This is a genomic window from Streptomyces sp. NPDC033229 (assembly GCF_055576875.1).
The window spans coordinates 44014-57547 of sequence record NZ_JBVIQR010000005.1 but is presented as its reverse complement, the minus strand read 5'-3'; the positions used below and the strand labels follow the sequence as shown (position 1 = coordinate 57547).

Below are 13534 nucleotides of genomic sequence, written 5' to 3'. Positions count from 1 at the left end.
GCCACACGGGCTTTATCACTTCACCACACCCGGCGAGGGCTCACAGCGCTGTGGGTATCCCACAAATCTCCACGTCACGAGCCGTAGGGCGAGCGTCTTGACGGCGGAGCCTCAGCCGAGGACCACCTCGCAGGCGTGGGACGCGCATGCCGTGCCCGGCTGGACGCGCAGCCGCAGCGCGGCTCCCGTGGCGAGCACGCGGACGGAGGTGTCGTGCGCGGTGACCCGGCGCACGGGCCGGGTCCAGAGGAGGTCGATCGGGGTGCCCGCGCGCAGCGGGTCGGCGAGGTGGAGGGTCGCGGTGCGGCCCCGCCGACGGACGAGCACGGCCGCGGGGGCCGTGACGCAGAGCGTACCGGCCGTGCCCGGGGACCAGAAATTGGCCGCGGTGAGTCCCTGCGCGGGCAACTGGACGGCCTGGCAGTCGTGGGAGTTGGCGAGGATCGTGAGCCGGTGCGGGTCCCTGGCGTGGGCGGCGGCCTCGCGGAGGGTGGCGCCCGGCATGAGGGCGTAGGCGTACGAGGAGTCCGCGGGGTCGGTGCCGTGGGGGCGCAGGAGGGCGAGATAGCGGCGGGTGATCCGGTCGGGGCTGCCGCCGGTGTTGATGTCCCGCCAGGCGCCGGTGCGCGATCGGCGCTCTGCGGTGAGCGGGGTGCCGCCGGGGAAGAGATAGCCGCCGTGTCCTTCGAGGTGGGCCCAGTGGGCACGCGCGTAGGACTGTGACCAGCCGTCGTCGTGGGGCTGGGGGGTGCCGTCGACGGTGAGCCGCGGGGTGCCGGTGGCGCCGAGGTTGCGATTGTCGACGACCGTTTCGACGGGGACGCCGTCGTGCGCGGTGATCCCGGCGCCGAGGCAGATGACGGAATCGGCGGCGCAGAACCAGGACTTCCTGGCTTCCAGGGTGGAGCCGAGCCCCTTGAGATGCTGGCCGACGGCGGCGAACTCCCCGTCGGTGACGCCGCCCACCCAGCGCGCGGCGGGTTTGGGTTCGCCCCAGCCGCCGCCCTCGTTGTCGGCGAGGGGCTTGGTGGAGACGGTGGTGCCGGGCAGCCGGTACGGGTCGACGGTGGGCCAGAAGCCGTCCGTGTACTGGCCGCCGCCGTGGTCGCGGCCCCACCAGTAGAGCATTCCGGCGCCGGTGTGCCAGCCGCGCGGGTTCTCGCCGTTGCCGTTCTCGTAGTGGCTGACGCGGTCGGATGCCATGGCGATGTTCGCGGCCCAGCCCGGACGCCGGTGGACGGCCCGGTCCATGGCGGCGAAGAGCCGGTGTCCGACGGGCTCGGGGGCGGCGGGTGCCGGGCTGTCGGCGACGGCGGCGAGCCGGGCCAGGTCGGCGACGCCGAACTGGGGGTCGGAGCGGACGGGGCTGGTGGTGTCGCGGGCGATCCAGCCCTTGACCAGGGCGTGCCAGCGGTCCCGCTCCGCCGTGCTCGCGCCGCCGGCCAGCAGTGCGATGGCCGCGATGAGCGCGTGGCCGCGCTGGTGGTCGCCCTGGATCAGCAGCCGGGGGTCGGCGGTCTGCGCCCCCCGGCTGATGGCGCGGCCGGAGACGCTGTCCATCATCAGGCCGTTGTACAGCAGGGGGGCGTAGGCCCGCTCGACGCTGTCGAGGATGATCTGGCGGCGGGGGTCGGTGATCTCCCAACTCGACCCGCGCAGCAGGGAGAAGAGCCGTCCCAGCCCGTCGAGCAGCACATAGCCGTAGGTGCCGGAGTAGGCGACCCAGGTGTGCTGGATGAAGGAGCCGTCGGCGTAGAGCCCGTCGCCCTTGGTGACGTAGGGGAAGACCGGCGAGAGGGCGTCGCGGGCGAGGACGACCTTGGCGGGGGCCCCGCCCAGGATGCCGCGCACGGCCACGACGCGGCACAGGTCGACGCGGTTAGCACCGGTGCTGGTGCCGGTGTAGGCGCCGAGCATCGCGTCGGGGACGAAGTGGTCGACGGCGGCGAGTTGGGCCGCGCGCCGGCCGGGGTCGATGTGGTCGTGGAGGAGGGTGAGGGTGTCGAGGAGCAGTCGGGGGCTGCCGATCTGCCACTCCCACCAATTGCCGTAGCGGGTGGTTCCGGGGTGGTAGACCCGCTCGTGGAGGTGGTCGAGCCCGGCGATGACGTCGGCGGCGAGCCCGGCGTCACCGGTGCCGCCGGTGCCGGGCTGGGCGTAGGCCTGGGCCATGGTGTGCAGACGCGCATAGCTCTGGGTGATGCCGGCGGGCGGGTCGAAGGGCGCGTCGGGCCAGAGCCAGGCGGGGCCGGGCCGCATGCCCGTCCGGTGGGCGCGGGCGAGGTCGCCGGTGCGGCGCAGGGCCGAGGCGTACGGCTCGGCCGAGGCGTCGAACCCGGTGCCGAGCATGAGGTCGCGCCATCTCTCCCGCAGCACCCGGAACTCGTCGGCCTGATCCGCGCCCGCGGCTGCCGCGGCGGCCCTGTCCGGTGGCCGGGCCGCGGTGAGGCCGAGGGCGGTCACGGCGGAGGCGGCGAGGAAGCCGCGGCGGGTCCAGCTCGGGGCAGACGGCACGGCGGGTCCTCCCGGGGCACGGGGTGCGGGCGGTACCGGGGCCACACCGTGGCACGGCCTGTGCACGTGCGGCAATACCCCCGACTCGGCCATGGCCGACCCCCTTTCCCGAAGGCCTTCTGAAAAATCCCCACCCAGATGTTGAAAGTTGAACCAGATGGAGTTACCGTCGTTCTCGTTGAACCTTCAACAACTATCGACTTCTCCAGGAGCACGTCATGGGCATCTTCAGCCGCAAGAGCAGCACCACCACCGTCGCCTCCCCCGGCGTCACCGCCGTCCTCGACGTGGACCCCGCGCTGGCGTCCCTGACCGGTGACTACGCCATCGACCCGGCCCACAGCAGCATCGGCTTCACCGTCCGCCACGCCATGGTGACCAATGTGAAGGGCTCCTTCGCCGATCACGAGGGCAGCCTCCACCTCGACGGCACCGACCCGTCCCGCTCGACGGCGCGCATCGACGTCAAGATCGAGAGCGTGGACACCGGCATCAAGGACCGCGACGCCCATCTGCGCGGTGACGACTTCTTCGACGCAGCGGCGTTCCCCCTGATGACCTTCCGCTCCACCACCGCCGAGCAGCTCGGCGGCGACCGCTATCGGATCACCGGCGACCTCACCATCAAGGACGTCACCCGCCCCCTCGCCATCGACCTGGAGTTCAACGGCTCGGCCACCGACGTCTACGGCAACGAGCGCGTCGGCTTCGAGGGCAGCGCCGAGATCCTGCGCTCCGACTGGGGCCTCACCTGGAACGCGGCCCTGGAGACCGGTGGCGTGATGGTCAGCGACAAGGTGAAGCTGACCTTCGACATCTCCGCCGTCAAGACCGCCACCCAGGCCTGACCCCCGTGCGGATCAGCGACCGAGGCGCCGCAGACAGTCGATGACGTCGGCGCCTCGGTCACCGGCCGCGCTCAGCGCTATGTGGTTGTCGGGCCGCACGAGCACAAGACTTCCCCGGCCTTCCGCCACCCCGTACGCCGCGCGGGCATGCCCCTCGGGATCCGCGAGCCCCTCCCCGGGCCCCCCGTCGACAAGGCAGGTGCGAACAAAGGCACCGCACTCCCCCGCGACCTCCGCCAGCGCCTTGGCGCTGTCCTCGCCGAAACCCAGCAGCGTGAAACGCGGTCCGGCGAAGACGTCGAAGAGCCGCACCGGCCGGCCGGTGACCGCGTCCACGCAGGGCGCGTCCGGCGCCCGGTCGCCCGCCGTCTCCCCACCGTGGGCCAGCGAGCTCCAGCGGTAGCCCACACCCAGCGTGGTGGCCGCGTCGTCGACGACCACCTCCGTGCCGACGCCCGCTTCCTTGACGGCCTCCCGCACCACCCGCATCCGCTCATCGGTGGTCCGGAGCGTCCAGGCCGCGACGGGGAGGCGCTCCTCCTCGTACGTGTCCAACAACCCCTCCCCCGCCTGTCCCTTGGCGACGAGCGCGAGCTTCCAGCCGAGGTTGAAGGCATCCTGGATGCCGGTGTTCATCCCGAGGCCGCCCGCTATCGGCTGCACATGGGCCGCGTCGCCCGCGAGGAAGGCGCGACCGACCCTGAATCGCCCGGCCATCCGTACGTTGATGCGGTAGGTCGAGATCCAGGTGGGGTTGGCGAGCCGCACCCCGGGTATCCGCGCGTGCCGGTCGAAGAGGCGCTGGAAGGTATCCAGCGAAGGTGCCACCAAGCAGCCCCCGGCATCGCGCTCGGGCGTCCCCTGGAGCTGCCAGGAGTTGGTGCCCGGAATGGGCCAGAGCATGATCGCGCCGTCCTCGTCGAACCACTGGTGCCAGTAGGCGCGGTCCAGCCCGTCGGCCTCCACGTCCCCGATCACCATGCATTCCTCGTCCTCGGACTCGCCCTCGAAGGGCACGCCGAGCGCCTTGCGCAGCACACCGCGCCCGCCGTCGCACCCGACGACGTACGACGCCTCGATGCCTCGGCCGTCCGCGAGGGTGACGGTCGCCTTCTCCTCGCCCTGCGTCAACCCGGCCACCTCGCAGCCGAGTTCGACCTCGACCCCGTACTCGGCGAGCTTGGCGCGGAGGATCTCCTCGGTGCGCCACTGCGGCAGGGACAGACCCTTTCCGTACGGCGCGGTGGGCGTCGGGACCGCTCCCGCGAAGATCTCGGCGTCGGCCAGCGGGACGCCTCCCCGGTACTTGCGCAGCACCGTGCGCTCCACGCCCGCGGCATCGAACTCCGCCGCCAGGCCGAGGTCCGCGAACACCTCGCGGCTGCGCTGATTGGGGCCCTTGGCGCGTGAAGTGCGGTGGAAGGCGGGGGACTTGTCGATGATGCGGACCGGCACCCCGGCCCGGGCGATCGTGCAAGCGAGAGTCAGCCCGGTCGGCCCGGCGCCCACGATCAGCACTGTGGATGTCATGCGGTGTCCCTCCGTCGTTCGGTGTCTCCATGAAAGGCCCACGGAGCAGAAAATGCAACCGGGTAACGAATCTTTCTTGGTAACGAGAATTTCTGGTAGGGTGGGCCGCGTGAACGAGGCGACCGGACTGCGGGAACGAAAGAAACAGCGCACACGAGAGGCGCTGTCCAGCACGGCGATCGAGCTCTTCCTGGAGCGCGGCTTCGATCAGGTGTCGGTCGCGGACGTGGCGGCCGCGGTGGAGGTGTCCAAGCCGACCCTGTTCCGCTACTTCCCGGCCAAGGAGGATCTGGCCCTGCACCGGATCGCCGACCACCAGGGCGAGTCCGCCCGCGTCGTGCGCGACCGGGCCGCCGGCCAGTCTCCGCTGGCCGCCCTGCGCGCCCACTTCCACGCGCGGCTCGACGCCCACGATCCGATCACGGGTCTCAACGACGACGCCCGGATACGGGCGTTCAACGACATGCTCTACACCACGCCCAGCCTGCTGGCCCGACTCGTGCGCTACACCGGCCGGGACGAGGAGGAGCTGACCGAGGCGCTCTACGAGACCGCCGACGACGGCGCGCCGGGGGCCCGGTTCACGGCCGGGCTCGCGGCCGCCCAGGTCATCACCCTCCACCGGCGTCTGGCCGAGGCGAACTGGCGCAGGATCACGGACGGCCGCACCGCCGAGCAGGCGCTGCCCGAGGCGCACGCCGCCGCCGACCTCGGTTACGACCTGCTCGACGGCGGCCTGGCGGTCCACTACGGCTGACGGCGACGGCAGAGGCGCCGAGCGGGCGCGCCGCACGGCGCCACCCGCCCCAGGGCCCCGGAGCTACTCCTGCGGCTCGACCCCCGCGCGCCGCAGACCGTAGGCGTAGGCGTCGTCGAGCGCCTGCCAGGACGCGGCGATGACGTTCTCCGCGACACCGACGGTGGACCACTCGCCGTGCTCGTCGCTCGTGGAGACCAGGACCCGGGTGATCGAGCCCGTGCCCAGACTGCCCTCCAGGATGCGGACCTTGTAGTCCGTCAGCTTCAAGGCGGCCAGCTTCGGATAGATGCGTTCCAGCGCGACGCGCAGCGCGCGGTCGAGGGCGTTGACCGGGCCGTTGCCCTCCGCGGTGGCGACGATGCGCTCGCCCTTGGCCCACAGCTTCACGGTCGCCTCGTTGGCGTGCGTACCGTCGGGGCGGTCCTCGACGATCGCGCGCCAGGACTCCACACGGTAGTAGCGGCGGGCTCTGCCTTCGACCTCCGCGCGCAGCAGCAGTTCGAAGGACGCGTCGGCTGCCTCGTACGTGTATCCGGCGAGTTCACGCTCCTTGACGCGCTCGACGACGCGCGCGACCAGGGCGCGGTCGCCGCCGAGGTCGATGCCCAGCTCCTTGCCCTTGAGCTCGATGGACGCCCGCCCGGCCATGTCGGAGACGAGCATCCGCATGGTGTTGCCGACCCGCTCCGGGTCGATGTGCTGGTACAGATCGGGGTCGACCTTGATCGCCGATGCGTGCAGTCCCGCCTTGTGGGCGAAGGCGGAGACCCCCACATAGGGCTGGTGGGTGGAGGGCGTGAGGTTGACGACCTCGGCGATGGCGTGCGAGATGCGCGTCATCTCCGCCAGCTTTCCCGCCGGCAGCACCCGCCGGTCGTACTTGATCTCCAGCGCCGCGACCACGGGGAAGAGGTTGGAGTTGCCGACCCGTTCGCCGTAGCCATTGGCGGTGCACTGCACATGCGTGGCGCCCGCGTCCACGGCGGCGAGCGTATTGGCCACCGCGCAGCCGGTGTCGTCCTGGGCATGGATGCCGAGCCGGGCGCCGGTCCCGGCCAGCACGGCCGCCACGACCTTGTGGACCTGGGCGGGGAGCATGCCGCCGTTGGTGTCGCAGAGCACGACCACGTCGGCGCCCGCCTCGTGCGCGGTGCGCACGACTCGCGTCGCGTAGTCGGGGTTGGCGTGGTAGCCGTCGAAGAAGTGCTCGCAGTCGACGAAGACGCGACGTCCCCGCTCCCGCAGGTAGGAGACGGTGTCCCGCACCATCGCGAGGTTCTCCTCCAGCGTGGTGCGCAGGGCGAGTTCGACGTGCCGGTCATGGGACTTGGCCACCAGTGTGACGACCGGGGCGCCGGAGTCGACCAGCGCGGCGACCTGCGGGTCGTCCTCGGCCCGTACGCCCGCCTTGCGCGTGGCGCCGAACGCGACGAGCTGCGCGTGCCGGAAGTCGATCTCGGCGGCGGCTCGCTGGAAGAACTCGGTGTCGCGGGGGTTGGCGCCGGGCCAGCCGCCCTCGATGAAGCCGACGCCGAAGTCGTCCAGGTGCCGGGCGATGGTCAGCTTGTCCGCGACGGTGAGGCTGATGCCCTCGCGCTGTGCGCCGTCGCGCAGCGTCGTGTCGAAGACGTGGAAGCTGTCGTCGACCTGAAGGCCGTCCTCGGCGGGAAAGCCGTCCTCGGGTGCGTCCGTCATGCTGCTCTGACTCCTGTCGAGATCTCGGTCTACCGGAATAACCGGTTCCACCGTCCCCCTATGATCCCGCGCGATACGCCTCCGGCGTGGTGGGCCGGGAAACGAAAAGACCTCTCGCGGGTGCGAGAGGTCTGCGCGCGGGTCTGGGACGACGGTGTCCGCGTCGTACGGGTTGGGTACGAGGCGGTCACTGCGGACCGGCGCGCCTGCTGCCAATAATCATGGCGAACGAGAGCATGGCGCCATCCTGGCACGGTGTCTCGTGTCGGCGCTGCCGAGTCTCACAATGCGGATGCGGGTGCCTCCGGCGGTTCGGGTGGATCCCATGACGCGGTCAGGGTCGCCCTCAAACGCCGGGCGGGCTTGAATTTCGCGGGCCCGTGACGTCGTCAGGCACCGGGACGGCTGGGCTCCGCCGTGTCCTCGGTCGCCGCTCTGGCCGGAATCACGGACCCCGTGGTGCCGACGTTCTTCAGGTCGATGTCCCGTGTCTCGCGCATGGTGAGGTAGACGACCAGCGAGACGGCCGCGCAGCCCGCCACGTACCAGTAGTAGCCGGACTCGATGCCACCCTTCTTGAACCACAGCGCCACGTATTCCGCCGTCCCCCCGAAGAGCGCGTTGGCGATGGCGTAGGGCAGGGCCACGCCCAGCGACCGTACTCCCGTGGGGAACAGCTCCGCCTTCACGCACGCGTTGATCGACGTGTAGCCGGTGACGACGATCAGCGCCAGCAGGGCCAGGCCCAGCGCCGGCCAGAAGGAGCCCGCGTGGCCGAGCAGCGTCATGATCGGCACGGTCAGGAAGGTGGAGCCCACGGCGAAGGTGACGAGCAGCGGGCGGCGGCCGATGCGGTCCGAGAGGGCACCCGCGAGCGGCTGCAGGCACATGAAGACGAAGAGGGCGCAGAAGCTGACGAGCGTCGCCGTCTGCTTCGACAGACCGGCGCTGTTGGAGAGGTACTTGGTGAGATAGGTCGTGTATGTGTAGTACGCGACCGTGCCGCCCATGGTCAGCGCGACGACGAGGAACGCCTCGCGCTTGTGCCGCAGCAGCGCCTTGATCGTGCCGCGGTCCTCCTCGGTCGTCCCGCCCGACTCCTCGTACACCTCCGTCTCCAGCATGTTGCGCCGCAGATAGAAGATGACGGCCGCGCCCAGCGCGCCCACGACGAAGGGGATGCGCCAGCCCCAGCTGTGCAGCGCGCTGTCGGACAGGGTGTGTTGCAGCAGGATCTGCAGGCCGAGGCCGACGAGCTGGCCCGCGGTCATGGACACGTACTGGAAGCTGGAGGCGAAGCCGCGGCGGCCGGGCGCGGACGCCTCGGTGAGGTAGGTGGCGCTGGCCGCGTACTCGCCGCCGACCGAGAGGCCCTGGAGCAGCCGGGCGACCAGCAGGACCGCCGCGCCGCCGTAGCCCGCGACCGCGTAGGTCGGCGCGATGGCGATCAGTACGGCGGAGGCCGACATCAAAGTGACGGTCAAGGTGAGCGCCGACTTGCGGCCGCGCCGGTCGCCGACGCGGCCGAGCAGCCAGCCGCCGAGGGGGCGCATGAAGAAGCCGACGGCGAAGAGCCCCGCGGTGTTCATGAGCTTGGCCGTGTCGTCACCCGAGGGGAAGAAGGCGCCCGCGAAATAGGTGGCGAAGCTGGCGTACACGAACCAGTCGAACCATTCGACCATGTTGCCGGCCGAGCCGACCCAGATCTTCTTCCAGTGCTGTCGTCCCATGGTCGATCACGGTGGCGGAGCGACACGTGTCGGACAAGGGGCACGGCGGCAACGATCATGCCAACTTGCGTGCGTTGCGTTCACGACCGTCCTCGGAGCCCGTACGGCCGAGGCCGCCCCGACGGTTCGTCGGGGCGGCCTCGGCGGCGAAGAGCGGGGCTCAGCCCAGCGGGTGCATCCAGCCGCGGGTGTCCTCGGCCTTGCCGGTCTGGATGGCGAGCAGCGCCTCGCGCAGCTTCATCGTGACCTCGCCCGGCTGGCCGTCGGCCTGGGTCCACTCGGCGCCCGCGGACTTCACGGAGCCGACCGGGGTGATGACCGCGGCCGTGCCGCAGGCGAACACCTCGGTGAGCGTGCCGTTCTCGGTGTCGCGCTTCCAGTCGTCGGTGGAGATGCGGCGTTCCTCGGACTCGTAGCCGAGGTCCTTGGCCAGCTTCAGCAGCGAGTCACGGGTGACGCCGGCGAGGAGCGAGCCGGTGAGCTCGGGGGTGACGATCCTGGGCTGCTCATTGGCTTCGGCCCCGTACACGAAGTACAGGTTCATGCCGCCCATCTCCTCGACCCAGCGGTGCTCCAGGGCGTCGAGCCAGACCACCTGGTCGCAGCCCTTCTCCGCCGCCTCGGCCTGGGCGAGCAGGGAGGCCGCGTAGTTGCCACCGGTCTTGGCGAAGCCCATGCCGCCGGGCACCGCGCGGACGTAGTTCTCCGAGAGCCAGACGGACACCGGCTTCACGCCGCCGGGGAAGTACGCGCCGGCGGGCGAGGCGATGACGATGAAGAGGTACTCGTTGGCGGGCCGCACACCGAGGCCGACCTCGGTCGCGATCATGAACGGGCGCAGATAGAGCGACTCCTCGCCGCCGTGCTCGGGCACCCACTTCTTGTCCTGCTCGACGAGCACGTCACAGGCCTCGATGAAGGTCTCGACGGGCAGCTCCGGCATCGCCAGGCGGCGGGCTGACTTCTGGAAGCGCTCGGCGTTGGCCTCGGGCCGGAAGGTGGCGACCGAGCCGTCGGGGCGGCGGTAGGCCTTCAGGCCCTCGAAGATCTCCTGCGCGTAGTGCAGGGTCATGTTGGCCGGGTCGATCGACAGCGGCGCGTACGGGACGAGCTGCCCGTCGTGCCAGCCCCGGCCCTCGGTCCACTTGATGGTGACCATGTGGTCGGTGAAGTGCCGGCCGAAACCAGGGGCGGCCAGGATCTTCTCGCGCTCCGCGTCGGACAGCGGGTGCGAGGAGGGCTTGAGCTCGATCGTGGGCGTCGTCATGAATGCGTGTCCTTCACCTTGGTGTGTGGCGGACCGCGCTCATTCCGTCCCGATCGGCTCGAGGACGTCCGAGCTTCCCCTCATGCCGCGGCCCCACGTTCGATTATCTCTCCCGTGGGGCCGTGGACGAAAAAACTGCGCGCGGCCCTGGATGGATGGTCGCACCCAACCGCGCGGTAGCACAGCGACCCATCTCATACAGCGGTGCTCTGCATGTGCAGCACTGCTGTCGAGGATGGCGCCGGGAGCCGTGGCGGCCGGGTCAGCCGGATACTCGTGCGGCGAGCGCGTCGCCGATCTCGTCCGTCGTCCGGGGACCGGCGCCGCGGGCGGCGAGGTCGTCGGCGACGGCGGCCTCGACGCGGGCCGCCTCCGCCTCGTGGCCGAGGTGGCGCAGCAGGAGTGCGACGGAGAGGACGGCGGCCGTGGGGTCGGCCTTGCCGGTGCCGGCGATGTCGGGCGCGGAGCCGTGGACCGGTTCGAACATCGACGGGAAGGCCCCGGTCGGGTTGATGTTCCCGGAGGCGGCCAGCCCGATGCCACCGGTGACCGCGGCGGCGAGGTCGGTGAGGATGTCACCGAAGAGGTTGTCGGTGACGATGACGTCGAAGCGCTCGGGCTGGGTGACGAAGAAGATCGTCGCCGCGTCGACGTGCAGATAGTCGGTGGTGACCTCGGGGTACTCCCGGCCGACCCGGTCGAAGACGTTCTTCCACAGGTGGCCCGCGTAGACGAGGACGTTGTTCTTGTGGACGAGGGTCAGCTTCTTGCGCGGCCGGGCCTGCGCGCGCTCGTACGCGTCGCGCACCACGCGCTCCACGCCCAGCGCCGTGTTGAGGCTGACCTCGGTGGCGACCTCGTCGGGGGTGCCGGTGCGCAGGCTGCCGCCGTTGCCGACGTAGGGGCCCTCGGTGCCCTCGCGGACGACGATGAAGTCGATCTCCGGGCGCCCGGCGAGCGGGGTGGACGTGTGCGGAAAGAGCTTCGACGGACGCAGATTGACGTAGTGGTCGAAGGCGAAGCGCAGCTTGAGCAGCAGCCCGCGCTCCAGCACGCCGGACGGCACGGAGGGGTCGCCGACCGCGCCGAGCAGGATCGCGTCGTGGTCCTTGAGGGATTCGAGCTCGGCGTCCGTCAGGGTCTCGCCGGTCGCGTGCCAGCGTCGGGCGCCGAGATCGTACTCCCGGGTCTCCAGCTTCACGTCCGGAGGAAGGACGGCCCTGAGGACCTTGAGGCCCTGGGCCACGACTTCCTGGCCGATACCGTCACCGGGGATCACTGCGAGGCGCATGGTGCGAGACATAGCGGGACCGTACTCCGCCGTCCCGGTGGTTGACACGCAATGTCCACGATCCGGACAGATGGCGGTCCGGTCAGGTCACGTTCACCCCAAGTACGGGACGGTGTCGCTCGTTCCTGGGACGTTTTCGAGCATGGAGACACCACGGGTAGGCATCCCCGATCACCTCGCCGTCCGGATGACGATGGCCGAGCAGCACGAGTACCTGCGGACGAAGCTCACCCGGCGCGGGATGCTGCGCGCCGGTGCCGCCACGGCCGGCACGGTCGCCGGGGTGGGCGTCCTCGGCGGCGCGGGCGCGTACGCCGGCCCCGCCCTGGTCGGCGCGCCCGCGACCGCCCGGGTGGACGGCTCGCTGGTCGCGCCCTTCGGCCGCCATCTCGCCTTCGGCGCCGACCCGAAGACGCAGATGCGGATCTCCTGGCAGGTGCCGTTCGCGGTCAAGGGTCCGTTCGTCCGGGTGGGCCTCGAACCGTGGGACCTCGGCCTGCGCATCGACGCGGAGGTACGCGACCTGCACACGCCGGCGCTCAGCAACAAGCTCCCGGCCGTCGACCAGGTCTATCTGCATGCCGCGCTGGACGGCCTCCGCCCGGGTAGGACCTACTACTACGGCGTCGGCCACACCGGCCACGACCCCGCCGACCCGCGCCACTTCGCGACCATCGGCACCTTCCGCACCGCTCCGGAGAGCGCGGAGAGATTCGTCTTCACCGCCTTCGGCGACCAGGGCGTCAGCTACGACGCGCTCGCCAACGACCAGCTGATCCTCGGCCAGGACCCGGCGTTCCATCTCCACGCGGGCGACATCTGCTACGCCGACTCCAGCGGCGCGGGCAAGCCGACGGACGTCTACGACGCGCGGGTGTGGGACCAGTTCCTCGCCCAGACCGAGTCGGTGGCGGCGCGGGTGCCGTGGATGGTGACCACCGGAAACCACGACATGGAGGCCTGGTACTCCCCCAACGGCTACGGCGGTCAGCGTGCCCGCTGGACCCTGCCGGACAACGGCTTCGACCCGCGCCACGCGCCGGGCGTCTACTCCTTCACCTACGGAAACGTGGGTGTCGTCGCGCTGGACGCCAACGACGTCTCCTACGAGATCGCCGCCAACACCGGCTACACCGGCGGCAGACAGACCGCTTGGCTGGACCGGCGGCTGCGGGAGCTGCGTGGGCGGCGCGGGATCGATTTCCTCATCGTCTTCTTCCACCACTGCGCGTTCTCGACGACGAAGGCCCACGCGTCGGACGGCGGGGTGCGTGACGCGTGGCTGCCGCTGTTCGAGAAGCACCAGGTGGATCTGGTGATCAACGGGCACAACCACGTCTACGAGCGGACCGACGCGATCCGGGGCAGGCGGGTGGGCCGGAAGGTCCCGATCGGCGGGAGCGTCGATTCGACGCGCGAGGGCATCGTGTACGTCACCGCGGGCGGGGCGGGCAAGGCGCTGTACGACTTCCCGGTGCCGGACAGCTACGAGGGCCATGTGAAGGACCTCGACGGCGTCGCCAGCTACCACTGGGAGAAGGGCCGGGTGAAGCGCCCGGAGACGGTGGAGTGGTCACGTGTGCGCTACACCGGCTTCTCGTTCCTCGCCGTCGAGGCCGAGCCGGGCCGCCACCCGCGACTGCGGGTGACGGCGCTGGCGGAGAGCGGAGCACGGGTGGATCACTTCGAGGTGACGCGGAGCGGAGCCGAGAAGGACCAGCACGGCGAGGTGACGCGGAGCGCGGGCGCGGCGTGACGCGCAGCGGAGGAGAATCAGCGGCTGCGGGCCGCCTCACGCGCACCACCGCTGCGCGGCGGTGTCCTCAATCGCCGGACGGGCTTATTCAAGCCCGTCCGGCGATTGAGGACGCGCCCGCAGGGCGCCCGCCGCCGCAGGTC

General features: G+C 70.9%; 9 protein-coding genes. 3 read left to right on the top strand and 6 right to left on the bottom strand.

Features of this window, described 5'->3' with window-relative positions; translation table 11 throughout:
• Nucleotides 1–111 precede the first annotated feature (111 nt).
• Nucleotides 112–2514 carry a polysaccharide lyase 8 family protein gene (locus tag ACZ53N_RS06700; RefSeq protein WP_469139864.1) on the bottom strand — a complete coding sequence of 801 codons (2403 nt, stop codon included), beginning with the start codon at nucleotides 2512–2514 and terminating at the stop codon, nucleotides 112–114.
• Nucleotides 2515–2732: 218 nt separating this feature from the next.
• Here ACZ53N_RS06700 and ACZ53N_RS06695 point away from each other — a divergent pair, with 218 nt between their 5' ends.
• The gene (locus tag ACZ53N_RS06695) at nucleotides 2733–3362 is read left to right on the top strand and encodes a YceI family protein (RefSeq protein ID WP_469139863.1); all 630 of its coding nucleotides are present in this window, start codon (nucleotides 2733–2735) and stop codon (nucleotides 3360–3362) included.
• A gap of 12 nt (nucleotides 3363–3374) precedes the next feature.
• On the opposite strand, the gene ACZ53N_RS06690 is transcribed toward ACZ53N_RS06695, so the two are convergent.
• The gene (locus ACZ53N_RS06690; RefSeq protein ID WP_469139862.1) at nucleotides 3375–4892 is read right to left on the bottom strand and encodes an FAD-dependent monooxygenase; all 1518 of its coding nucleotides are present in this window, start codon (nucleotides 4890–4892) and stop codon (nucleotides 3375–3377) included.
• A gap of 109 nt (nucleotides 4893–5001) precedes the next feature.
• On the opposite strand from ACZ53N_RS06690, the gene ACZ53N_RS06685 reads away from it, so the two are divergent.
• A complete protein-coding gene (locus tag ACZ53N_RS06685) occupies nucleotides 5002–5649 on the top strand; it encodes a TetR/AcrR family transcriptional regulator (RefSeq protein ID WP_469139861.1) in 648 nt (215 codons plus the stop codon).
• Nucleotides 5650–5712: 63 nt separating this feature from the next.
• On the opposite strand, the gene cimA is transcribed toward ACZ53N_RS06685, so the two are convergent.
• The 4 genes from cimA to ACZ53N_RS06665 all read right to left on the bottom strand — a co-directional run bounded on the left by cimA (nucleotide 5713) and on the right by ACZ53N_RS06665 (nucleotide 11647).
• Nucleotides 5713–7347 carry a citramalate synthase gene (cimA, locus tag ACZ53N_RS06680; protein ID WP_469139860.1) on the bottom strand — a complete coding sequence of 545 codons (1635 nt, stop codon included), beginning with the start codon at nucleotides 7345–7347 and terminating at the stop codon, nucleotides 5713–5715.
• 389 nt (nucleotides 7348–7736) lie between these two features.
• Nucleotides 7737–9077 (bottom strand): MFS transporter, encoded by a 1341-nt coding sequence (locus tag ACZ53N_RS06675; RefSeq protein WP_469139859.1) that lies wholly within the window; start codon nucleotides 9075–9077, stop codon nucleotides 7737–7739.
• Nucleotides 9078–9237: 160 nt separating this feature from the next.
• The gene (locus ACZ53N_RS06670) at nucleotides 9238–10344 is read right to left on the bottom strand and encodes a branched-chain amino acid aminotransferase (RefSeq protein ID WP_469139858.1); all 1107 of its coding nucleotides are present in this window, start codon (nucleotides 10342–10344) and stop codon (nucleotides 9238–9240) included.
• A gap of 262 nt (nucleotides 10345–10606) precedes the next feature.
• Nucleotides 10607–11647 carry a 3-isopropylmalate dehydrogenase gene (locus ACZ53N_RS06665; protein WP_469139857.1) on the bottom strand — a complete coding sequence of 347 codons (1041 nt, stop codon included), beginning with the start codon at nucleotides 11645–11647 and terminating at the stop codon, nucleotides 10607–10609.
• Between the two features lie 130 nt (nucleotides 11648–11777).
• Between ACZ53N_RS06665 and ACZ53N_RS06660 the strand changes: the two genes are divergently transcribed.
• Nucleotides 11778–13391: a purple acid phosphatase family protein gene (locus tag ACZ53N_RS06660; protein ID WP_469139856.1), complete on the top strand. Its 1614-nt coding sequence runs from the start codon at nucleotides 11778–11780 to the stop codon at nucleotides 13389–13391.
• Nucleotides 13392–13534: the final 143 nt, after the last annotated feature.